19 protein-coding genes and 1 tRNA gene are annotated in these 22,331 nt (G+C 65.7%); 7 read left to right on the forward strand and 13 right to left on the reverse strand.

What is annotated here, in order from left to right:
* Positions 1 to 1,617 (forward strand): VWA domain-containing protein (locus CH251_RS14560; protein ID WP_143544974.1); only part of this gene is annotated, 1,617 nt, incomplete at its 5' end.
* Position 1,618: 1 nt separating this feature from the next.
* Here the strand turns inward: CH251_RS14560 and CH251_RS14565 are convergent.
* Complete coding sequence (locus tag CH251_RS14565) at positions 1,619 to 2,356, reverse strand: energy-coupling factor transporter transmembrane protein EcfT (RefSeq protein ID WP_094613776.1); 738 nt, start codon at positions 2,354 to 2,356, stop codon at positions 1,619 to 1,621.
* Positions 2,353 to 4,383, reverse strand: coding sequence for an ATP-binding cassette domain-containing protein (locus tag CH251_RS14570; protein ID WP_256979078.1), 2,031 nt, complete (start codon positions 4,381 to 4,383; stop codon positions 2,353 to 2,355). Before CH251_RS14570 ends, CH251_RS14565 begins: the two co-directional genes overlap by 4 nt.
* A 39-nt stretch (positions 4,384 to 4,422) precedes the next feature.
* On the opposite strand from CH251_RS14570, the gene CH251_RS14575 reads away from it, so the two are divergent.
* Positions 4,423 to 5,688, forward strand: coding sequence for an MFS transporter (locus CH251_RS14575; RefSeq protein WP_218828303.1), 1,266 nt, complete (start codon positions 4,423 to 4,425; stop codon positions 5,686 to 5,688).
* A gap of 27 nt (positions 5,689 to 5,715) precedes the next feature.
* On the opposite strand, the gene CH251_RS14580 is transcribed toward CH251_RS14575, so the two are convergent.
* From CH251_RS14580 to CH251_RS14605, 7 genes are all read right to left on the reverse strand, one after another.
* Positions 5,716 to 7,101 carry a DEAD/DEAH box helicase gene (locus CH251_RS14580; protein ID WP_094613778.1) on the reverse strand — a complete coding sequence of 462 codons (1,386 nt, stop codon included), beginning with the start codon at positions 7,099 to 7,101 and terminating at the stop codon, positions 5,716 to 5,718.
* Between the two features lie 223 nt (positions 7,102 to 7,324).
* Entirely contained in the window at positions 7,325 to 8,674 is a 1,350-nt protein-coding gene (locus CH251_RS14585) for an HNH endonuclease (protein WP_256979079.1), read from the reverse strand.
* A 104-nt stretch (positions 8,675 to 8,778) separates the two neighbouring features.
* A tRNA-Arg gene (locus CH251_RS14590) sits at positions 8,779 to 8,854 on the reverse strand.
* A 115-nt stretch (positions 8,855 to 8,969) separates the two neighbouring features.
* Positions 8,970 to 9,146, reverse strand: coding sequence for a hypothetical protein (locus CH251_RS27540; RefSeq protein ID WP_179273511.1), 177 nt, complete (start codon positions 9,144 to 9,146; stop codon positions 8,970 to 8,972).
* 146 nt (positions 9,147 to 9,292) lie between these two features.
* The gene (locus tag CH251_RS14595) at positions 9,293 to 11,710 is read right to left on the reverse strand and encodes an FtsX-like permease family protein (RefSeq protein ID WP_143537869.1); all 2,418 of its coding nucleotides are present in this window, start codon (positions 11,708 to 11,710) and stop codon (positions 9,293 to 9,295) included.
* 50 nt (positions 11,711 to 11,760) lie between these two features.
* Positions 11,761 to 12,462, reverse strand: coding sequence for an ABC transporter ATP-binding protein (locus CH251_RS14600; RefSeq protein ID WP_032396254.1), 702 nt, complete (start codon positions 12,460 to 12,462; stop codon positions 11,761 to 11,763).
* An 84-nt stretch (positions 12,463 to 12,546) separates the two neighbouring features.
* The gene (locus CH251_RS14605; RefSeq protein ID WP_256979080.1) at positions 12,547 to 13,746 is read right to left on the reverse strand and encodes a CdaR family transcriptional regulator; all 1,200 of its coding nucleotides are present in this window, start codon (positions 13,744 to 13,746) and stop codon (positions 12,547 to 12,549) included.
* A gap of 367 nt (positions 13,747 to 14,113) precedes the next feature.
* Between CH251_RS14605 and CH251_RS14610 the strand changes: the two genes are divergently transcribed.
* Together CH251_RS14610 and CH251_RS14615 are read left to right on the forward strand one after the other, a co-directional pair.
* A complete protein-coding gene (locus tag CH251_RS14610; RefSeq protein WP_094613781.1) occupies positions 14,114 to 15,019 on the forward strand; it encodes an acyl-ACP desaturase in 906 nt (301 codons plus the stop codon).
* 152 nt (positions 15,020 to 15,171) lie between these two features.
* Complete coding sequence (locus tag CH251_RS14615) at positions 15,172 to 16,032, forward strand: universal stress protein (protein WP_094613782.1); 861 nt, start codon at positions 15,172 to 15,174, stop codon at positions 16,030 to 16,032.
* On the opposite strand, the gene CH251_RS14620 is transcribed toward CH251_RS14615, so the two are convergent.
* Genes CH251_RS14620 through CH251_RS14630 form a run of 3 tightly spaced genes read right to left on the reverse strand, consistent with a single transcriptional unit; the run spans position 16,025 to position 17,712 of the window.
* Entirely contained in the window at positions 16,025 to 16,351 is a 327-nt protein-coding gene (locus CH251_RS14620) for a cupin domain-containing protein (RefSeq protein WP_032395790.1), read from the reverse strand. The genes CH251_RS14615 and CH251_RS14620 overlap by 8 nt on opposite strands.
* A gap of 54 nt (positions 16,352 to 16,405) precedes the next feature.
* On the reverse strand, positions 16,406 to 16,915 hold the full coding sequence (locus CH251_RS14625; protein ID WP_306436824.1) for a dihydrofolate reductase: 510 nt from the start codon (positions 16,913 to 16,915) through the stop codon (positions 16,406 to 16,408).
* The gene (locus tag CH251_RS14630) at positions 16,912 to 17,712 is read right to left on the reverse strand and encodes a thymidylate synthase (RefSeq protein WP_094613874.1); all 801 of its coding nucleotides are present in this window, start codon (positions 17,710 to 17,712) and stop codon (positions 16,912 to 16,914) included. Before CH251_RS14630 ends, CH251_RS14625 begins: the two co-directional genes overlap by 4 nt.
* A 29-nt stretch (positions 17,713 to 17,741) precedes the next feature.
* Here CH251_RS14630 and CH251_RS14635 point away from each other — a divergent pair, with 29 nt between their 5' ends.
* On the forward strand, positions 17,742 to 18,608 hold the full coding sequence (locus CH251_RS14635) for an Fpg/Nei family DNA glycosylase (RefSeq protein ID WP_094613783.1): 867 nt from the start codon (positions 17,742 to 17,744) through the stop codon (positions 18,606 to 18,608).
* Here CH251_RS14635 and CH251_RS14640 read toward each other — a convergent pair.
* Complete coding sequence (locus CH251_RS14640) at positions 18,601 to 20,145, reverse strand: carboxylesterase/lipase family protein (RefSeq protein ID WP_094613784.1); 1,545 nt, start codon at positions 20,143 to 20,145, stop codon at positions 18,601 to 18,603. The genes CH251_RS14635 and CH251_RS14640 overlap by 8 nt on opposite strands.
* A 74-nt stretch (positions 20,146 to 20,219) precedes the next feature.
* Between CH251_RS14640 and CH251_RS14645 the strand changes: the two genes are divergently transcribed.
* Complete coding sequence (locus tag CH251_RS14645; protein ID WP_094613785.1) at positions 20,220 to 20,780, forward strand: molybdenum cofactor biosysynthesis protein; 561 nt, start codon at positions 20,220 to 20,222, stop codon at positions 20,778 to 20,780.
* 152 nt (positions 20,781 to 20,932) lie between these two features.
* A complete protein-coding gene (locus tag CH251_RS14650; protein ID WP_094613875.1) occupies positions 20,933 to 22,324 on the forward strand; it encodes a GntP family permease in 1,392 nt (463 codons plus the stop codon).
* Positions 22,325 to 22,331: the final 7 nt, after the last annotated feature.

The raw sequence follows: 22,331 nt of genomic DNA on the forward strand, positions 1-22,331 counted from the left end.
CTTGAGCAGCCACAGCGTCGAGTCCGGGATCCACAGGTCCGGGCGATTTCGGGTGCCCGCGATCTCGGTCGCCGTGTCGGTGGGGCGTTCGGGGCGGACCTCGAAGTTCACGCAGCCGCGCTCGACGTCGCCTGCCTGGGCGACGATCTGCTGCACCGGCTCGGCGATGGAAGTGTCCACCGCCAGCGAGACCGTGTCGAGGGAATCGCAGGAGTCCGCCCCGAACGCCCCACCGACACGGCGACCGAGATCGCGGGCACCCGAAATCGCCCGGACCTGTGGATCCCGGACTCGACGCTGTGGCTGCTCAAGACCCTCCGCTCGACCGGAGCGCTACCCGAGCTGGCCAAGACCTCCGTCGCGAACACGCTCCCGGTCCTGGTCTCGAAGTCCGATGCCGTACCGGTGACCGAAACCTGGCTCAGCGTGCTCCAGCTTCCCGGTCAACGCATCGGTGATCCCCTGACCAGCAGCGCCTCGAACGCCGCGATCCTCGGTGCGCTCGCCGAATCCGAGGTGGCGATCTCCGATGCCAAGGCCGTGTCGGCGGCACTGGTACCCATGGCACAGGACTTCGGTCGGATCGCGGACGCCCCACACGACACCCCGGATCTGGTGGCCCAGGTGGCCGCAGACGGTGGCACAAGCGTGGCCACCGAACAGGCACTGCTCGCGTACCAGGCCGACAACCCGGGGTCGGAGTTGACCGAGTCGGTTCCGCCGACCGGGAGCTACTTCCTCAACTACCCGCTGGCCGTGACCGCACCTGCCGGCCCCGAGTACGACCGTGTCAAGCAGGCCGGAGCGGCACTGGCTTCGGTGCTCGCCACCGCGTCGGCCGCCGACACCCTGGTCGCAGCCGGCTTCCGAACGTCGAGTGGCACACCACTTCCCGACGGTCGAGGCGTCGGGTCCGTCGCGTCGCTCGAGATCAAGAACCCGCTGTCCATCGAGACGACGCTGCGGGATTGGGCCGTGCTCGCGCTACCGCTGCGGACCCTCGTCGTCGAGGACGTGTCGGGTTCGATGGCCGCGAAGTCGGGCGACTCGACTCGTATCGCACTCACCGTCGACGCATCGGTGGGTGCCAACTCGCTGTTCAGCGACCAGACGGAAATGGGCCTCTGGGCATTCTCGATCGGCCTCGGCGGCGGAAAACAGGATTACCGCGAGCTGGTGCCGATGGGTAAGGCCGACGGTACCTTCAACGGAAAGTCGCAGCGCGACGCCATTCTCGATTCCATTCGAGGCCTTCCGGCTCTCGTCGGAGGCGGAACAGGGCTCTACGACACCACGTTGGCGGCGTTCCGGCGGGTCAAAGAGGGATACGACCCCGACTACGTCAACAGTGTCATCATCCTGACCGACGGAGCCAACGAAGACGAGGGCAGTATCTCCCTCGACCAGCTGCTGGCATCGCTGCAGAAGGAACAGGATCCGGTGCGGCCCATCGTGATCATCACCGTCGGCGTCACCGGTGATGCAGATCCTGTTGCACTGCAACAGATCTCGGCTGCGACCGGAGGAACCAGCTATGTCGCCGAGGATCCGCGAGACATCCCGGACGTGTTCGTCAAGGCCTTGAACTCGCGCACCGAACGTCTCGCGGGCGAGTAGATCAGCTCCACAGGAAGCTGATCGCGATGGCAGCGGCGCACGCCAGAGTCACCACGGTCAGCGTCACCGCGTCGGAGGCCTTGAAGCGCGCCTCGGTGGCGGTGATCATTCCGGTGCCTCCGCGGGCGGTGATGGCCCCACCCATCTCGTCGGCCCGTCTGATGGCAACCGACATCACCGTCGTGACGATGTCGACCAGAGAATTGTCGGACGCGCTGTTGACGACCGGCTTGGGGCGCAGGCGTCGGGCAGCGTTGAGGGTGCGCATCTCTTCGATCAGCAACGGAAGCGACCGCAGGCTCAGAGCCACGGCGATCGCCCACTCGTCGACCGGCAACTTCAGCTTCTTCAGCGGCGTGCCCAGTTTGGAGACCGCAGGGGCGATGTCGCTCATCGACGTGGTCCAGCCGATCATCATCGATGCGCCGAGCAGGACGAAGATGAACAGTGTCGCGCGCAGATACACCAGCACTGCCGCGCCGCCGATCGGCAGATTGATCAGGGCACCGACGCCGAACAAAGCCCAGATCCACCACGGTGGACGCGGCACTGCGGTGATCGGGACGTGCGCGATGATCGCGGCAATGACCAACAGCGCGAACACGATTCCGAGGGCGGGCCACGTCGGTGCCACGACGAGAGTGATGCTCAGCAGCAGCACGGCGACGAGTTTGGTGCCGGCCCACAGGCGGTGGATCGGTGAGAATCGCGGGACCTGACGCAATACGACGGTGGTCACGAGTGCACGCTCCCCAGGATCGAATCGGAGACGATGTGGCCGTCGGCCATCGTGATGGTGCGGCTGCAGACGGTGTCCATGCCGTCCACGTCGTGCGAGATGACGACGATGGCGACGCCGCGATCGCGCAGTCCGGCGAGAACGCCGATGATGTCGTCGCGTCCGGGAGGATCGAGCCCGGCCAGGGGTTCGTCGAGAACCAGCATGCGGGGCCGACGTGCAATGAGCCCCGCCAACACGACGCGTCGCATCTGACCACCACTGAGCGAATCGATGTCGCGAGCGGCCAACGACCTGTCCAGGCCGACGGCGTCCATCGCGGCCGATACTGTGGCAGAACCTGTTTCGGGACCGGCAGCGGCAGCGATGTCCTCGGAGACGGTGCGCCGCTGCAACTGCAGGCGGGAGTGCTGAAACGCGAGCCCGACCTCGCCGACGCGTGAGGTCATCGCCTTGCCGCCGAGCTGGGCGGTGCCGCTGGTCGGGCCGGTGAGGCCGGCCATGATCCAGGCGAGGGTGGATTTGCCCGAACCGTTGCCACCGAGAACCAGCACACCCTCACCGCGTTTGACGGTGATGTCGATGCCGTTCAGTGCTGCCTGCGACCAGGGGGTGCGGCGGTTGTACGTGTGCTCGACGCCGCTCAGTTCGAGGAGGCGTTCGCTCGAATTGTCGTGCAGCGCAGCCGGATTCTCGGTTCGAGCCTGCATCCACGTGGTGTCGTGCTGCACCCGGTAGCCCTCGTGCAGATGTACGACGCGATCTGCGGCGACGGTCTCCGAAACATGGTGGGTGACGAGCACGACCGACATCTGGTGCCTGCGGGGCAGTTCGGCGAGGAGCGTGACCAGATGTTCGCGCCCGGAGGCGTCGATCATCGCGGTTGCCTCGTCGGCGATGAGAAGCGCAGGACGGCGAGCAAGTGCTGCGGCCACGGCGAGTCGCTGCATTTCGCCGCCGGACAGGGAGGCAGTGTCGCGCGCTCCCATCCCGCCGAGTCCGACCTCGTCGAGCAGGGCCTCCACATCGGGGCGTGAATCGCCTGGAGGCAGTCCCCACACCACGTCGTCGGCGACGCGGGTGCCGAGGATCTGACTTTCGGGGCGCTGCAGCACCACCGCCGTGCCGCCGTACCGTCCGAGACCGGTCGAGCCGGGCCTGTCCACGGTTCCCTCCGACGGTTCGAGACCGGCGAGGATCCGCGTCAGCGTCGATTTGCCGGAACCGTTGTGGCCGACGATTGCCACGAATTCGCCGGTCTCGATCCGGAGGTCGACGCCGGTCAACGCGGACGTCGCGCTACCTGGGTAGCGGAATCCGACTGCCGAAAGCGTGACCGGCAGCGGCCCGATCTCGTCATCGGTGCTGGGGGCCAGCGGCTCGGGGATGGGAATGGTGGAGAGACGGTCGAGGATCGCGGTGAGAATGAGCCATGCGAACAGCGTTCCGGTGACGATGCCGAAGGCGATCGACCCGCCTGCCCACCACCACCAGTTGTCGAGCACGGCCGTCGAGCCGGTGCGGATCACGTCGGCAACTCCCTGCAGTGCCGATGTGCGCTCGAGCAGTCGAGAAATGCCTTCGAAAGTGTTGCGGAGAGTCTCGAGGAACAGCTCACGCAGCGGCACGAGGACGAGGAGCATCAGCACGGTCAATGCTCCGAGTGCAGGCCCGACGACCATCGAGGTGACCAGAACGCCGAACAGTCCCTGCTTCTTGCGCTTCGCCCGCCCGACCAGCCCGCCCAGTAGGGCGGCGCTGGCGACGGTGATGGCCGTCTGGGTTCCGGCCGCGACGAAACCGACGAGGGTGCCGGCGACCGCGGAGGTGACAAGTGCACGAGTCCGATACCGGAGCGCGACCACCGACATGGGGATCGCCGCCACGACCTGAAGTATCGCCGCCATCGGTACCAGCACACCGATCACCGTCAACGCGACGGTGAAGCTGCTCATCACAGCAGCGGTCGCCATCTCCTGCGGACCGAGGGGCCCTGACTTGTGCGTGGGGGAAGGGCTGACGGTCACCGCTCCAGTGTGCCAGTCGACGAGGCGCACAATGTCAGCGTGACTTCCGAGATCAGGACGCGCAGGCGGATCCACCCGGCCTGGATCGTTGCCGCTGTGGCGTTCCTCGCTCTCGTCGGCGCAGCGGGGTTCCGGGCCGCACCGAGCGTGCTGATGGTGCCGCTGCAGGACGAGTTCGGCTGGCCGCGGTCGATGCTGTCTCTGGCTGTAGGGGTGAACCTCGTTCTGTTCGGATTGACTGCACCGTTCGCTGCGGCACTGATGGAACGCTTCGGAATTCGTGCGGTGACGTCGACGGCGTTGGTCGTCGTGGCGGCAGGCAGCGCTCTGAGCGTGTTCGTGACCCAGGCCTGGCAGTTGGTACTGACCTGGGGCGTCATGATCGGCCTGGGTACCGGATCGATGGCCCTCGTCTTTGCGGCGGTGGTGACCGATCGGTGGTTCGTGCAGCGGCGTGGGCTCGTGTCGGGGATCCTGACGGCAGGCAGCGCGACGGGGCAGCTGATCTTTCTGCCCCTGATCGCTCAGCTCGTCGACAAGTCCGGCTGGCGTGCCGCCTCGTTCCTCATCGCAGGTGGGTCGCTGATCGTGGTTCCGTTCGTCCTGCGCTGGTTGCGCAACATGCCTGCGGACATCGGCGTGACCCCCTACGGAGCGCCGGAGGATTACACAGCGGTCGTTGTGGAGTCGACGGTGAACCCCGCCAGGGCCGCGATACAGGCATTGCGCGACGCGAGCCGGGTGCGAACCTTCTGGGCTCTGGTGGTCGGCTTCGCGATCTGCGGCGCAACGACCAACGGTCTCATCGGCACGCACTTCATACCGTCGGCGCACGACCACGGAATGCACGAGACCACCGCTGCAGGTCTGCTGGCGGTGGTCGGAATCTTCGACATCGTCGGAACTATCGCATCGGGGTGGTTGACCGATCGCGTCGACCCTCGCTACCTGTTGGCGGCGTACTACGGGTTTCGCGGAGTGTCGCTGCTGTTTCTGCCGTGGTTGCTCTCCGCAACCATTCAGCCGTCGATCGTGATCTTCGTGGTGATCTACGGATTGGATTGGGTGGCAACGGTTCCACCCACCATCGCACTGTGTCGCGAGGTCTTCGGCGAACGAGGCTCGCTGGTGTTCGGTTGGGTGTTCGCCTCGCACCAGATCGGTGCGGGTATCGCCTCGGTCGTCGCAGGCGTCGTGCGCGACGCGACCGGCGAATACACGATGGCATGGTTCGGCGCGGCTGGTCTCTGCGCGGTTGCTGCGGTGGTGAGTGTGAGAACAGCAAAGCGCGGAAAGCCCTCGTAGAGAGGACTTTCCGCGCTCAGGCCGATATCAGCGGCTGCGCTGGCTCGTGGCCGGTCCTGCTGCGCGACGGCTGTGGCCGCCACCACCGCTGCGCGGCTGACCTCCACTGCGCGGCTGACCTCCACTGCGCGGCTGACCGCCACTGCGGGCCGGGCCGCCACGTCGCGCGTTGTTGCTGTTGCGAGGATTCGCGGTGCGAGCCGGTGCCTGCTCGGCCTTCGGCGCGGGCTGGACGTAGCGAGCCTGCTCGCCGACGAGGTTCGCCACGGCGGGTGAGTCGGCGGTGACGCGGATGGGCGTGACCTTGATGTCGGCCTTGCGCAGCAGTACTGCGGTGTCCTTGCGCTGCTCGGGCAGGACGACGGTCACGACGTCTCCGGCACTTCCCGCGCGTGCGGTGCGGCCGGAACGGTGCAGGTACGCCTTGTGCTCGGCCGGGGGATCGACGTGGACGACGAGCTGGACGTCATCGACGTGAACGCCGCGAGCTGCGACGTCGGTGGCGACGAGGACGCGAGCCTGGCCGGACGAGAACGCGGCGAGGTTGCGGTCACGTGCGGCCTGCGAGAGGTTGCCGTGCAGGTCGACGGACGGGATTCCGGCGTCGGTCAGCTGCTTGGCGAGCTTGCGGGCCTGGTGCTTGGTGCGCATGAACAGGATGCGACGTCCGGTGCCGGAGGCGAGCTGGTGGACCAGCTTCTTCTTGGCTTCGACGCCGTCGACCTCGAACACGCTGTGCGTCATGGCCTCGACGTGTGACGTGGCCTCGTCGACGGAGTGCGTGATCTGGTTGTGCAGGAAGCGCTTGACCAGCTTGTCGACGCCGTTGTCCAGGGTCGCGGAGAACAGCATGCGCTGGCCCTTGTCCGGGGTGGCGGCGAGGATGCGGGTGACGACGGGCAGGAAGCCCAGATCGGCCATGTGGTCTGCCTCGTCGAGGACGGTGATCTGAACGCCGTCGAGGGTGAGGTGACGCTGCTTCATCAGGTCTTCGAGGCGGCCGGGGCAGGCGACGACGATGTCGACTCCGCCCTTGAGTGCGGAGACCTGGCGTACCTGCGAGACACCACCGAAGATCGTGGTGACCTTCAGCGAGTATGCGGACGCGAGGGGTTCGATCGCGACGGCGATCTGGGTGGCGAGCTCACGCGTCGGCGCGAGGATCAGGCCGCGGGGGCGGCCGGGCTTGCGGTTACCGGGAAGCTGGCCGGCGAGGCGAGCGACCATGGGGATGGAGAAGGCGAGTGTCTTGCCGCTGCCGGTCTTTCCGCGTCCGAGCACGTCGCGTCCCTGCAGTGTGTCGGGGAGCGTATCGGCCTGGATGGGGAATGCCTCGGTCTTGCCCTGGCTCGCGAGTACATCCGCGATGGCCTGGGGCACACCGAGTGCAGCAAAAGTCTGTGGGGTCGTCATAGTGATGAAAAGTGCCTTTCGGGCAGGGTGTTGCACCTGCGGGCCTTCGGGCCGAGATGCAAGGTGGCGAGACTGCCGGTGGGCAGTTTCGATCGCCGTAAGAGAAGCCTGTGCAGGGTGCACATGGAGGTTCGGGAGCATTCCACGACGTCTGGCGTGCAGCTGGGCGCGCCGTTGACGAGTGTAACCGAGTTGATGCTCGGTTTCTTCCCGCCGCGACCTGTCATGCGGCGTCGTCGTCGAAGAGACCGGTGATCATCACGTTCTCGATCCTCGAGCTGTAGAGCTCGACAACCGGCATCGGCGGCGCGCTCGAGTCATAGGTGTGCCCGGTGGGTGAGATGAGCGTGTAGCGGTGCCGTGCGTTGCGTTTGTCTCGTAAGGCCTCGGCCGTCCAGCCCTCGCCCTCTTTCGCGTAATTGCATGCGGCACAAAGGCCTGCGCCGTTCTCGGCACTCGTTCTGCCGCCTGCGGAGTGGGGTCTGACGTGATCGTGGTGACGAATCGGCGCGTCGCACCACGGAGTGCGGCAGGTGCGATCTCGAAGATCGATGAGGCGTCCCAGCGCCGTCGGAAATGCGCGTGATGTGGACTCCACTGCCGTCAGTGCGCCGGATGTCGGATGCGCGTAGAGGCGACGCAATGCGACGTGCGTCTCACTGTCGAGTGTGTCTCGGATGAGTTGTCGTGCGACGTCGGACGGAATGTCGCCGTAGCCGTGCATGTATGCGGACGTGGAACCGCCGGCAAGGAGGGCGGAATCGGCGATGACGATGTCGACGGTCACCGGTGGGCCCTGTGCGGCGGATGCGCCGGTGATCCGCTCGAACACGAGGTCGGCCATGATCTGGTCGCGGGTGCGCGTGTCACCGCCGGAGTTCATGATGGTGTCGGCGTCTCGTCGCAGCGTTGCCCACATGCAGACCGACTTCTCCATCGAGGTGAGCACGGTGAAGAACCCCATCGATTCGGGTGCGGGGCGGGTGCTGGTGCTGGTGCGTCGGGCGGCGTAGGCCTTGGCGCGGCGCTTCACCTGGGAAGCGGCGTCGAGTTCGTTGGCGAGAGCGCGGGCGCGGCCTTCGATGGTGCGGTCGCCCGCGCCGGCCAGTGTGGCGGGGTCTGCGCACAGTCTTTCGTCGATGGTGCGGCGGTCGTCGACGGTGAGGCATGCGGTTTCGCGGGCGAGGATCATGGCACGCCACTCGTTGAGTTCTCCGGCTCGTAGGCGAGCCAGGGTGTGCGGCATTTCGTGCACCAGAGCGCGAGCGAGGCCAAGATGAGTGCCGCCGCGGTTCGGTGATTCGCGACGGGCCAGGCCGATCTGTGACGCAATACCGATGCGCCACTGGGCTTTCGGCTTTCCGTGCTCTTTACGTTCGTTGCTGATGGTCGTCGCCACGGCGTCGGTCACCACGGCTTGAACGGCCACGCTGGCGCACTTGATCGTCTCGAGGGCGGAGATCAGATCGATGCCCGCTGCTGCGTCGGCATCGAACTCCGATGACTGAAGACGCGCAACGAAGCGCAGCACTTCATCGGACGTCAACGGCGAATCTTGTACAGCTGTGACCACGAGTTCCTCCCCAGTACTCGAATGCATGTTCGATGATACGGGGGATTTTGTGGCAGCGCAATAGTGGCAAGCAACTGATGGAGGCAGAAAGCGGGGACGACTCGTGGTGCCCTCGGCAGGATTCGAACCTGCGACCTACCCTTTAGGAGAGGGTTGCTCTATCCCCTGAGCTACGAAGGCTGGTGACCGTTCTCTGATCCGAAGCCCTTGTCCAGCAACGGCTTTCGATCCATCGAACAATCGGTTGCGGATGGGTTCGCTGCCTCCGGTGCACAGCTGGCCCACATCGCGCTCGCTAGTCTAGCGGCCCACGGTGTCGATCGTGAAGCAGGTTGCCGCTGCTCGTCACCGTCCCGGTCAGCGATGCGATCAGGTTCAGGGCAGTGCGGTGCTGGTGAGCGGTGTAATCGGCGATCGATTCGATGCCGACGAAGCGCTGGATGTCACGCGCGAAGGCGTCGAATGTCGTCACCCTCCTGCTGCAAACGCGCGCGCATTTGTCAGACGCGCGCATAGTCGACAACCGGACGTTGTCTATTTCGCTCGCACCTGACGAACGCGCGCGCGTTTGCGGATCCCTGGGCCCCGCAGCCGGAGTCCAACACCGATCCCCACCACCTAATCCGCCGCAATAGCGTCCACGATGTTCAGTCGCGATGCGTGCACGGCAGGCGGAGCCGAACCCAACAGCGAGAGGCCGAGGGCGACGAGTCCGTACAGCAGCACCGACCAGCTCGCGGTGTAGGCGACCGGAATCCCGATGCTGGCTCCGAGGATCAAGGTGCTCAGGTATTGCAGCCCCGCGCCGATGATGAGGCCGAGCACACCACCGACGATGCCGACCGACAGCGCCTCGGCGAGCACCATTCGCGCCAGGGTTCCTCGACCACCGCCCATGGCTCGCAGTACGCCGAGTTCGCGGCGACGCTCAAGCACCGACAGTGTCAAGGTGTTGAGCAAGGCGACGGCAGCGACGAGCGCGACGATCCACTGCAACGCGATCGCCAGTGCGCCGGACTGCCGGATGGCAGCGCTGGTGCCTTCGAGTGCGGCAGCGCCGGTGTAGACGAAGGCCTCGGGTGGAAGCGTCGAACGCAGTGAATCCTGTACGGCGGCAACGTCTCCGTCGACGCCGATCTCCAGGTAGGTCGCCCCGGGTCGGTCGTACCACCGCTGCATCGAATCCAGCGAGATCGCCATCGTGCCGCCGGCGGCGTTGATGTAGTCGACCAGATCCAACACCCGCACGGTCTGGACGCCGGTCGGCGTCGGCAAGTCGATGGAGTCGCCCACCGAGACACCCAACGTTCTGCCGAACCCCCGGGACAGCACAACCCCGTCACCGGCGAGCACCTGGGAACGCACATCTTCGGTGAGCGAGGTGAGAGTCACCGCGTTGCTACCGTCGGCGACGCCCTGGATGGATACCGTCTCGCCGTCGATCGTGGCGTATGCCCACTGCCCCTCGACGATGCGAGACACACCGGGCGTCGATGCGACGGCGTCTTCCACCTCGGCGGGAACGATCGGGCCCGACGGTATGGCGTCGGGCGAGGACATCGACACGTACAGGTCGGTATCGGCCAACGACGACAACGATTCGGCCGCCGAGTCGGTCATGTTGGTGAGCGAACCCGACACTCCCACACTGACTCCCACCGCGATCACGATCGTCATCACGGTTGCCCAGATACGCCGCGGGGCGCGTTCGATGGTGGCGGTCGCGAGGCGTCCGGCACCACCCCAGCGGCGGGGGACCGCTGCGGTGATCGACACGATCGGCCCCGTCGCGCCGACGCACAGCGCGACGACGCCGAACATGAACAGCGCACCGGCCCCGAGGGTCAGCTGCCCGTCGACGTTGACGGCGAACAGGAAGGATCCGGCGACGGCGAGCACGCCGAACACGGTTGTGGCCACGGTGAATCGCAGACCGGGACCACCCGAGGTCTCTCCGCCGCCGACCGCTAGTGCCTCGATCGGCGAGATTCGATACACCTGCACCGCAGCGACGGCCGAGGCACCCGCGCAGGCCAGCACGCACGCCACGATCGCCACCGGAATCGCGAAGCCGGGCAACACGTATTCGATCCGCGCATCGAAAGCCTGTGAGAGAAACGGCGGCAGGCTCTCGATCGCGATGCGGCCCATCACGATTCCGAGCGGAACTCCGACGGCACCGCCGACGAGACCGACCAGAACGGACTCGAACAACAGGTCTCGGACGATATCGCCGCGGCGGCCGCCGACTGCCCGGAGCAGAGAGATGGTGGGTCGACGCTTCGCGATGGCCATGTTCATGACATTGAAGACGAGGAACGCCGCGACCACGAACGCGATGAGCGAGACCATGAGTGTCGCATTGCGAGTCAGGCTCATGGCCTGGTTCGCGCGGTCGGCCCTGAAGTCCGGATTCATCACCGACACCCGGCCCGCCAGTGCGGCGTCGAGGTCGGTACGCAGAGTGTCGCCGCTGCCGAGGACGAAGATCGAATCGAGCTGATCGGGGCGGTCGGTGAGCGTCTGAGCCGTCGGGATGAGCGCGACGGCGAACATACCCCCGCCGATCCGCTGCGTCCCCGGGCCGTCGACCACGCCGACCACCGCCGTCGGAACATCGTCGATGGTGACGGTGTCGCCCTGCGTCAGACCTGTTGCGGCTCCGACCAATACCCCGGCCGGGTCGGTGAGCAACCCGGCCGCGTTTCCTACTGCGCCTTCCAGATCGGATTGCAGTGCCGTGATGGACGAGTCGACGCCGAGAATCGTCAGGTCTCCGACGTCGGACCGAACGGTGCTGCGCAGCAGTGGGACTGCTGTCTCGACGCCGGGAACAGCACGGACGGCGTCGAGTTCGCTCTGATCGAAGCCCGAGTCGGTGACACCGACGACCTCGTAGTTCGCGCTACCTGCAATCGACACCGCGAGGCGCTCGACGGATCCGGTCAAGGATCCGTACGTGCCGAGGACGGCGATGAGCAACCCGGCGGCGACGGCGACGACACCGGCGGAGACCAGCGAACGCACCCAGTGCATGCGGAGGTCGCGCAGGCTGATGACTCGAAATCTGCTGAGCGCGGTACCTATCACCGATCGAGGCCGGCCGTAGGAGTGTCGGTCTCGACGCGGCCGTCGATCATGCTGACGATGCGGTCGGTGGACCGAGCCGCCTCGAGGTCGTGGGTAGCCATCACCACTGCTCGACGCCCGTCACTGGCGTGCGCTACCTCGGCAAGAATCTCCAGGACGTTGTGTGAGGTCTTCGAATCGAGATTGCCGGTCGGCTCGTCGGCGATCAGTAGTGCCGGATCCATCATCAACGCCCGTGCGATCGCGATGCGCTGGATCTGACCGCCGGACAACTGTGCCGGACGGTGCTCGGATCGGTTCGAGAGTCCGACCATGTCGAGCAGACGCATCGCGTCGGACTTGGCTTTCTTGATGGGGGTGCCGTCGAGCAGTTTGGGAACGGCGACGTTCTCCCACGCGGACATCGTCGGCAGCAGGTTGAAGAACTGGAAGACGAACCCCACCTGGTGGCGTCGAAAATCGGATTGGGCATTGTCGTCGAGGGTGGTGACCTCGACGTCGTCGAACCGGATGGAACCCGACGTGGGCGTGTCGAGTGCGCCGAGCATATGCAGCAGCGTCGACTTGCCGGCACCGGACGGTGCGACGAGCGAGACGAACTGGCCACCCTCGATCGTGAGATCGATACCGTCCAACGCGCGTACCGGTTGCTCGCCGGTGGGGTACTCCTTGACCACACCGGACAGCTCGAGCTTCAACTTCGTCATCCAACAATCCCCTGCTCCTCGAATACTTCCGACGCTACCTGCCGTCGGGTCGAGAAACCGGTCGGAGTTCTCAGATCACGCTGCGCCGCGCGAGGATTCGAGGCGTCGGGCCACCAGGGCGGCCTGCAGGTGTCGGATTCCGGACGGACGCGTGGGGTCGAAGCCGGTGAGTTGAGCGATCCGCTTGAGGCGGTAGTCGACGGTGTTGGTGTGCAGGTGGAGCTGGCGAGCAGATCGCTGCCGGTTCAGATCGTGCGAGATGTGGATCTCGAGGGTCTCGAGCAGCTCCGGCGACGAGTCGAGTGGCTCGAGGATCTGGGTCAGGTGGCGACGGCCGGGTCCCGGTCGCGTGAGCTGGTACTCGAGCACCAGGTCGTCCATGCGGTACAGCCCGGACGGACGGTGCAGCTGGTGTGCCAACGACAGCAGTTCGTGGACCTGATCGGCTGCGGTGGGGATGTCGGCGGTAGCGGCCTGCTCCGCGGTGACGGTGACGGGAACCTCGGCTGCGGTACCGATGCGGTGCACCAGGGCCTCGACCCACTCGTCGTCGTGAACACCGGGGATCAGCACGGTGCCGCCTTCGGTGCTCAACAGGGACAGTGGGGTACGGCCGCAGATCGTGGCGAGCTCGGCCTGAACGCGGCGCAGCTTTCGCCGGGCGGCGACGGTCTTCTGGATGTTGGGGTCGTTCTCGTCGGGGTGCGGCGGCACCGAGATGGCGAGCACGAGGTAACTGTCGGCGAGCTCGATACCGGACTGACGGGCCATCGACACCGCATTGTGGCCGCTGAGCAGCGAGGTCACCAGGGTGTGTGCTGCCGTGTGGTGCTCACTGGCCACCGATTGGAGCTCCTCGACGTAGCTCTTGCTGGCCGCGATGGACACCTTCTCCGACAGCAGCACGAACATCCGCGCGGCCTCGATCAGTTGAGCGGCGTCGCCTTCACCTGCCCGCTTGGACACGAGATTCCAGCCGATCTGGATGCCCTCGTGGTAGACGCTGAGCACGGACTCGAGGGGCACACCCTCGCGCGCCCACTGACTGGCCTTGGCGCGGAGTTCGGCCAGGTCGGACTCCGCCGGAGCACGTCGTTCGTCGAGCATCTGCACGGCGATACTGATGCACTTGACGGTGAATTCGGTGACGTCGCCGTGGAGCTGTTCGCCCGGCAGCGACCCGCAGGGGGTGTTGGCGGCGAAGTGCCCCACGAGGAGCCGAGCCACCGCGCGGAAGTCGCGAAGAGGAGCCGACGCAGGCTGACCCGCGACCATGATTCCGAGGCTAGTCGAGTTGTGAACGGTCACAGATCAACCCTTCGTGTTGGATTCTTCAGGTCTCGAGAAAGCAAACTCACTCACGCGTATCGACGCGCTTCCACGGCTCAATGTATGCAATCCCCGACGAAACCGCGGCGTTTTCGTACTTCAAGTTTGTTTCTGGGCCTCTAACAGGATCGATCATAGGTTGTTATCAACGCGTGATCCACCATTTCGGCAAAACTCGTTGTGACCTATCTCGAGCGCGTGCCCCGGGCGCTTGCGACTTGCCCTAAACAATCGTCAAGCCGTCCCGACGGACGGGCCGCGCATCTACGTTGATCTCCGTCGGAGTGGGTGTGCGGGCGGCGAAGGGGTGGGTATGCGCAGTGACATCGGGCAGTTCGCGGTTCTGCGAGAACTGTTGCCGGCCATCGAGGCGAATCTCGTTCGGCATCGTGCCGAAGCCGTGCGGTGGGAACCGGCCGACTTCGTTCGGGCCGAGATGTACTGGGGTTCGCGTCCCTCCACCCTGACCGAAGCCGCCAAGGCGGCTTTGGTGACCACTCTGCTTGTGGAACAGAACATTCCGCTGTACCGGCGCGACACCACCGCCTCCGAGATCGGGGCCTGGCCGTCGTGGCTCACCGAGTGGAGCGACGAACGAACCCGGCACGCGGTGGCCGTCACCGACTACCTGGTCGCCACCCGCAGCGTCGATCCGATCGCCCTCGGTCGCGCCCGGGCACAATGCATGACGGTGGGTTTCGACGCCCCGATGAACGGAGCGCACCTGCTTCGGTCGCTGGCGCAGGTGACTCTCGACGAGTCGGTCGCGAGCATCTGTCATCGCAACACCGCCGCTCAGTGCCACGATCCGGTGGCCGATCGCCTGCTCGGACGCATCGTCGCCGATCAGGATCTGCATGTCCGCTTCTTTGCCGACCTGGTCTCCGCGGCGCTCGAGGTCGCACCGTCGCTCACCGTCACCGCGATCACCGAGGTGGTCATGAACTTCCAGCTCCCGGGCAGCAATCTGCCGGGGTTCGCGCGCAGCGCGATGCTCATCTCGCGTGACGGAATCTACGATCTGCGCCGCCACCTCGACGAGGTCCTGCGTCCCTTGCTGGCTCAGTGGGGCATCTTCGAGCGCACCGATCTCGGCGCGGGAGCCCGCAGCCGCGACCAACTGGCCGACTATCTCGATCATCTCGACGCCCAGGACACCGCTACCGAGCTCAGCCGCACGCGAAGCCAGGAGTACGCAAACGCATTGCGCGCCAGCTGACACCACATACCCCGGGGGGTCCGTGGGACCGGCGCCTCTTCGGTTCGATTCGAATCGAAGAGGCGCTTCGGCGGGGTCCATCGACTAGCCTGAACTCCTATTCGTCATACGCCCGAGGCCTGGTTCTCGCGCAACGACCGGAGGCCCGAAACGTGACAGGCTCTCGACCGATCATCGTCGGCATCGACGGATCCGCTGCAGCGGACAAGGCCGTGATCTGGGCGGCGCTCTGTGCTCACCGACGCGATCGGCGATTGCACATCGTGACGGCCGTGGACATGCCAGGGGTGGTCGACCTGAGCGAATTCGCCGGAGAAGCAACCGAATTCGTGGCCACGGCCAAATCCAGATTGGTGGCGGCGGAAACTCTGGCGGCACTGGTGGTCGACGATCCCGCGTTCGATGTGACCTCGAGTGCCGTCGAGGGCGGTGTGATGGACGTTCTCATCGGGGTCTCGGCTCAGGCCGAGCTCCTGGTGATCGGGGCCAGCGAAACCGGTGCTGTCACACTCTCGTTGGCTGCGCACAGCGTCTCTCCGGTCGCGGTGGTGCGAGGCCGTGACATCGACGGTCGGCCGGTCGCCGAGGGGCCGGTCGTCGTCGGTATCGACGGCTCTGAGGTCAACCAGGCTGCGGTCGAGTGGGCGTTCGTCGAAGCATCGGCCCGCGGAGCCGTGTTGATCGCGGTGCACGTGTGGTCGGATGTCGATCTGACCCAGTCGTTCGGCCGTGCACCGAGGGACTGGCAGGCCATCGCAGACGGTGAGGAGGCTCTGCTGGCAGAGAGCCTCGCCGGCTGGCAGGAGAGATTCCCGGACGTCGAGGTGCAGCGCATCGTTGCTCAGGACCGTCCGGTGAGGATTCTGAGCGGGTTGTCCGAGACCGGAGCGTTGATCGTGGTGGGCAACCGGGGGCGCGGCGGATTCGGTGGAATGTTGTTGGGCTCCACGAGTTTCGCGCTCGTCAACACCGCGGACTGCCCGGTGCTGGTCGTGCGGAAGCCGCTCACATAGCGACGGTCAGCAGAAAGCTCACGTCTTCGAGGGCCTCGACGCTGTGGCGGGCGTCGGGAATGACGAGAAGGTCGCCGGTCGAGCCCTTCCAGGAGCGCTCACCCGAGATCAGTTCGAGCTTGCCGCTGAGCACCAGGACGGTCGACTCGCCGGAGAGGTCGTGTTCGGCCAGCTTGTTGCCGGCGGCCAGAGCCACGACCGTCTGACGCAGGTGGCGTCGGTGACCGCCGTAGACCGTCTGCGAACTGCGGCCACTCGACGCGCCGACTGCAAGCTTGAGCTGTTGGCGGGCAAGGGCGGTGAGTGACTTCTTGTCCATGATCGTCAGTATGACGCACCGCTCGCAGTCGCGACGGGGGAATCCTGAACGCGCTCAAGAAGGTTGGGTAGGCTTTCCGTACTCGACCCAGCGGAATCGGGTGCCGTCGACGCGGCTGCTCTGCCAGTCGCCTGCCCTGGCGACCCAGCCGTCGGGAATTTCGGGAGCGCTCGTATCGCCCTCGACGTCGAGATCGACCTCGGTCACTTCCAGATGGGTCGCGATACCCATTGCACTGCGATAGATTTCGCCGCCCCCCATGACCCACAACGGGCTCTCGCCTACCAGGGCCAGGGCGTCGGCGACACTCGGTGCGTTCTCGGCACCGTCGGCGGTCCACGAGGAGTTGCGGGTGACCACGATGTTGCGACGGCCCGGCAGCGGACGGAACTTCGCAGGCAGTGAGTCCCAGGTCTTGCGGCCCATGATCACCGGATGCTCGGCCGTCTTCGACTTGAAGTGCGCCATGTCCTCGGGGACATGCCAGGGGATGGATCCCGCGTCCCCGATGACGCCCGCGGTGGTCTGGGCCCAGATCAGACCCACGAAGTGCGGTGCACTCACACCGCTACCGGTGCCTTGATCGCCGGGTGGTGCTGGTAGTCCACGATCTCGATGTCCTGGTAGGTGTAGTCGAAGATCGAATCCCGTTGCGCCAGTTTCAGAGTGGGGTACGGGTACGCCTCGCGCGAGAGCTGCTCGGTGACCTGATCGCGGTGGTTGTCGTAGATGTGGCAATCGCCGCCGGTCCAGACGAACTCGCCGACCTCGAGGCCGGTCTGCGCCGCCACCATGTGCGTGAGCAACGCATAGCTGGCGATGTTGAACGGCACACCGAGAAACATGTCCGCACTGCGCTGGTAGAGCTGGCACGAGAGCTTGCCGTCGGCCACGTAGAACTGGAAGAACGCGTGGCACGGCGGTAGCGCCATCCGCGGGATCTCACCGACGTTCCAGGCCGAGACGATCATCCGCCGCGAATCCGGATCGGTCTTCAGGGTCTCGATGACCTGGCTGATCTGGTCGATGTGCTCGCCCGACGGGGTGGGCCACGATCGCCACTGCACTCCGTAGACGGGGCCGAGCTCGCCGTCGGGAGCAGCCCACTCGTCCCAGATGCTCACGCCGTGCTCCTGCAGCCAGGTGGCGTTCGAATCCCCGCGCAGGAACCACAGCAACTCGTAGACGATCGACTTCAGGTGGACCTTCTTGGTGGTGATCAACGGGAAGCCCGCGGCCAGGTCGAAGCGCATCTGATGTCCGAACACGCTGGTGGTGCCGGTTCCGGTTCGGTCGGATTTCGCCGTCCCGGTATCGAGGATGTGGCGCAGCAGATCTTCGTACGGAGTCGGAACCATCACGACGGTCATCGTAGCTGCATACTGGGTACATGCCGGAATTACCCGAGGTAGAAGCCCTTGCCGGCTTTCTGCGCGAGCATGCCGTCGGTGCGGTGATCGGTCGCATCGACATCGCTGCACTGAGCGTTCTCAAGACGTTCGATCCGCCGATCACCGAGCTGCAGGGCAAGGACGTCACCGATGCCGCCCGCTTCGGGAAGCATTTGGCACTCCGCGCCGGTGACCTCTGGCTGATCACCCATCTCTCCCGCGGAGGATGGCTGCGGTGGGTGGACAACCCCAGCGTCGCACCGCCGAAGCCGGGCAAAGGGCCCCTGGCGCTGCGGATCCATTTCTTCACCCCGGAAGGAGCGACGCCCGCCATCGATCTCACCGAGGCGGGTACCAAGAAGCGGCTGGCGGTGTGGGTGGTGCGCGACCCGCAACAGGTCGCGAGCATCGCCAGGCTCGGGCCGGATGCGCTCACGGTCACCGAACTCGAATTCGCCGAGATCCTCGCCGGCACCACCGCGCGACTGAAGACCTCGTTGGTGGATCAGTCGCTGTTGGCCGGCATCGGAAACGCCTACTCGGACGAGATACTGCACGTCGCGAAGCTCTCGCCGTTCGCGTCGTCGAGCAAGCTCGATCCCGAATCCGTCGCGACGCTCTATGCCGCGATGCGCTCGGTCCTGTCCGACGCGGTGGCGCGGTCGGCCGGGCAGGATGCGGCGCGTCTGAAGGGGGAGAAGCGATCGGGGATGCGAGTGCACGCCAGAACCGGACTTCCGTGCCCGGTGTGCGGCGACCCGGTGCGCGAGGTCGCCTACGTCGATCGCTCGTTTCAGTACTGCGCGACATGCCAGACGGCCGGCAAGATTCTCGCCGACCGTCGCATGTCGCGACTGCTCAAGTGACGGGTTCGAGCTTCTGGCTGTCGTAGCCCCGGTAGCCTTCCCATGCCTTGCGCCGGTCGCTCCGTGGGTCCTTCTGTACCCGGGTGCGGGTGTCGAAGATCAATGTCCGACGCGAATCCTCGTCGTACGCCGGCCACGTGTCCAACGGTTTTCCGTTGGTGGCGAACGCAATCCAGTTCGACTGCACCTGCTCGGTGACCTCGGCGAAGGCCTTACGTCCTCCGGCCAGAGTGAGCCCCTTGCCGAAGAGGGTCTCGTTGATACCGAACACGGCGAACAGCTCGAAGCCGTGGGTGGCATCGAGGCCGAGCAGTTTCATCGACCGTGGGGCGAAGTCGAAGCGGTAGAAGTACGTGGGTGCGTGACGCGAATGTCCTTCGGCCACTTCGAGAGACGGCTTCCAGAAGGTGAAGTCGCCGCCGAAGTCGATGGCTGCCCGCTCACTGGGGTAGCCGCGATAGCCGGCGGTGACCACGGCTTCGGCGTCGGGATCGGTGAGTGAGAACAGCTTGGTGATGCGCTCGGGGTTGGTGGGCAGTGCGTCGAGGAACTTCGGAAACAGTGTTCCCTCACGGGCATTGGTGCCGATGATCAATGGGACGCGGTGCGCGGTGCCGTTCGCGTAGGCCTCGACCGGGCTGACCGGTAGGAAGTCGCCGTCGATCACCGGTCCGAACGGAAGCAGTCCGGGAGTGCGGTGCAGGGTGGTGAGGCCGAGTTTGGTGCCGGCGCGCCCGAGCCGGAGTACCTCGGCGTTCTCGAGGGTCTCGGCCGCTTTCTCGGCGGTGCCGCCGAGGTAGCCCACGTACTCGCGCGCCCATTGATCGGCGCGCTCCTTGGTGGCCGTCATGCCGGGAGCGGAGCTCTCGGAAATGGCCTGCTTGAAAAGGCCTTTCGCGGCGGGAACCGTCATGAGGGTGGTGACGGCATTGCCGCCGGCGGATTCGCCGAAGACGGTGACGTTGTTCGCATCACCGCCGAACTGGGCGATGTTTCGCTGCACCCACTCCAGCGCTGCGACCTGATCCCGCAGGCCCAGGTTGGAGTCGAACGGCCGCTCGGGAGTGGAGAACTGGGACATGTCGAGGTAGCCCAGTGCGCCGAGACGGTAGTTGACCGAGACGTAGATGATGCCGTCGCCGTCCTTCAGCGAGCGGCGCACCAGAGAGCCGCCGCCATACAGCGGGGTCGCCGACGTGCCGAGCGTGTAGGCACCGCCGTGGATGAACACCATGACCGGACGCGGACTCGCGCTCGGTGCGCTCGGGGCCAACACGTTGAGCGTCAGGCAGTCCTCGCTCGACGGCTGGTACTTGCCGACCGCGAGCATCGTGCCGCGCTTGTGCTGAACGGAGGCGTTGCCCCATTCGGTGGCGTCGCGCACGCCCGACCACGGTTCGGTGGGTTGCGGCGCTCGGAACCGAAGCGGTCCGACGGGCGGGGCGGCGTAGGGGATGCCGCGCCAGGTGGTGAGGTCGCCGACGGGCTTGCCCTCGATGATGCCGTCGGAGGTGGTCACGCGTGTCGTCACAGCCATGGCGCGAGTGTACTGATCCGTCCTTACCCGCGGGTAAGAACCGGCGGAGTTCGGTACCGGGCACACTCGAGAGCATGCCTTTCGAGTACCGCGCCGAGATCGTGCAGCTGCTGCGCTCGCCCACCCACGCCTACTTCGGTAGATCCAAGGACGGCCCGGCCGATTCCGCGACGGACCTTCCGACCAGCGTCGAGATCGTGGCGCACAAAGGCATTCGTGGAGATCGGTTCTTCGGCGTGAAGGCACACATCGAGGCGGCGGTGAGCTTTCTGGCCGTCGAGGCCTGGGACGCCGTCGGCGACGTACTCGGCGTCGATGTGCCCGATCCGGCTGTGGCCAGGCGCAATGTCGTCGTACGCGGTCTCGAGCTCGACCCGTTGCGAGGTCTGGAATTCGAGCTCGACTCCGGTGACGGCTGGATCGCGTTCCGCGGTGGCCGACCGGCCCATCCGTGCGCGTGGATGGACCGCATGGTGGTCGACGGTGCACGTAAAGCGTTGATCGGTCGCGGCGGACTGCGGGTCGAGCCCCTGTCGGACGGGGTCCTGCGGGTCGGGGAACTACTGGTCCGCTCGCCCGTCGAACTCGATGCCTCGCGGGCCGCGCTCTCGATCAGGCGCGCTCAACCGATCTGACCTGGCTCTCGGCGGACCCTCGTGGCTCGACGCTGCCCATGCTCTTGCTCACGAAGTAAATCTATGCCCATAATGTGGGTATTGGTGTGGTGGATCACACCGAACCGTGTGCCATGGCAGCGGTCACTCTCACCCAGCGGGAAGAATTGCCGATGTCCGACATGTGGATCGTGATCAACACCGTCGTCGCCGTGCTGGCAGTGGTGGTCTTCATCGTTCGTTTTCACTTCAACCCGGTGATCTCCCTGGTGCTCGGGGCTGCGTACCTGGGATTGGCGACGAAACTCGGGGTCGGGACCACCGTCGACACCATCACGGGCGGATTCGGCGAGATCATGGCCGAGGTCGGTCTGCTCATCGCCTTCGGCGTTCTGATGGGCTCGGTGCTGCAGGAGATGAATGCCATTCAGCGTCTGGTCGGCACATTGCTCAGAACCTTCGGTCCCAAACGGCTCCCGTACGCGCTGTCGCTGACCATCGCGACTCTGCTGCAGTCCATCTTCCTCGACGTGCTGCTCGTCATCTCCGCTCCGCTCGCTCGGAACCTCGCGCCCAAGATCGGCAAGTACGGCACAGCGCGAATGGCCACGGCGCTGGCCATCGCGCTCGAATGCGGCATCGTGTTCATGGTCCCCGGTGTCGCGACGCTCGCACTGGCCGGACTGCTCGGCGTGCCGCTGGGAAAGATGATGATCTACGGACTGATCCTGATCGTTCCGGTCGTCGTGCTGTCGGTGGCCGTCATGTCGTTCGTCTTCCGGCACGGTTGGTGGAACGAGGAGAAGGACGAGCAACAGATCACCGTAGTCCCAGAGCCAGTGGTCCCGGAGCCTGCCGACTCCGACGACGAGCCCCTCGAAACCGGAGGTGGCGTCGCCCAGAAGGTCCGCACCGAGAAGCAGACGTCGCTGCTGGTGTTGCTCTCGCCGCTGTTGCTCGCGCTCGTCCTCATCGCGATCGGTGCCGTTCTCGAAGTCGCCGAAATATCGATCCCCGTAGTCGAATTCATCGCCAGCCCGGTCATCGCGCTGCTCATCGGCTTGGTGGGAACGTGCCTCATCGGCCGCTACCACGTCGGTCAGGCACGAGTGGAGAAGGCGTTGGCGCGCGGTTTCGCCGAGAGCGGTCAGATCCTGATCCTCACCGGTGTCGGTGGGTCGCTCGCGGCCGTCATCAACGAGGCGGGTCTCGGCGACATCCTCGGCCAGTACTTCACCGCCAGCACGGCCGCTCCATTGTTGATGGTCTGGGTCATCGCTGCCGCGTTGCACATCGCCGTCGGATCGGTGACGATCTCCGCCATCACTTCGGCAGGCATTCTCGCCCCGGTCGCTCCGCTGATCGGTCTCGACCCGGTGTTCATCGCGCTCGCCGCCGGTGCCGGATCACTGTTCGCCGTGCACGTCACCAGCAACACATTTTGGCTCCTGCAGTCCTTGATGGGTCAGTCGACCCGGGGCACACTCAAGACGTGCTCGGTGGGCGTCTCGGTGGCATCGGTCATCGCCATCGCGTTGATCGTGCCGATGAGCTGGATCCTGTGAGCTTGTC

The organism is Rhodococcus sp. 06-462-5, from assembly GCF_002258315.1.
Classification (GTDB): domain Bacteria; phylum Actinomycetota; class Actinomycetes; order Mycobacteriales; family Mycobacteriaceae; genus Rhodococcoides.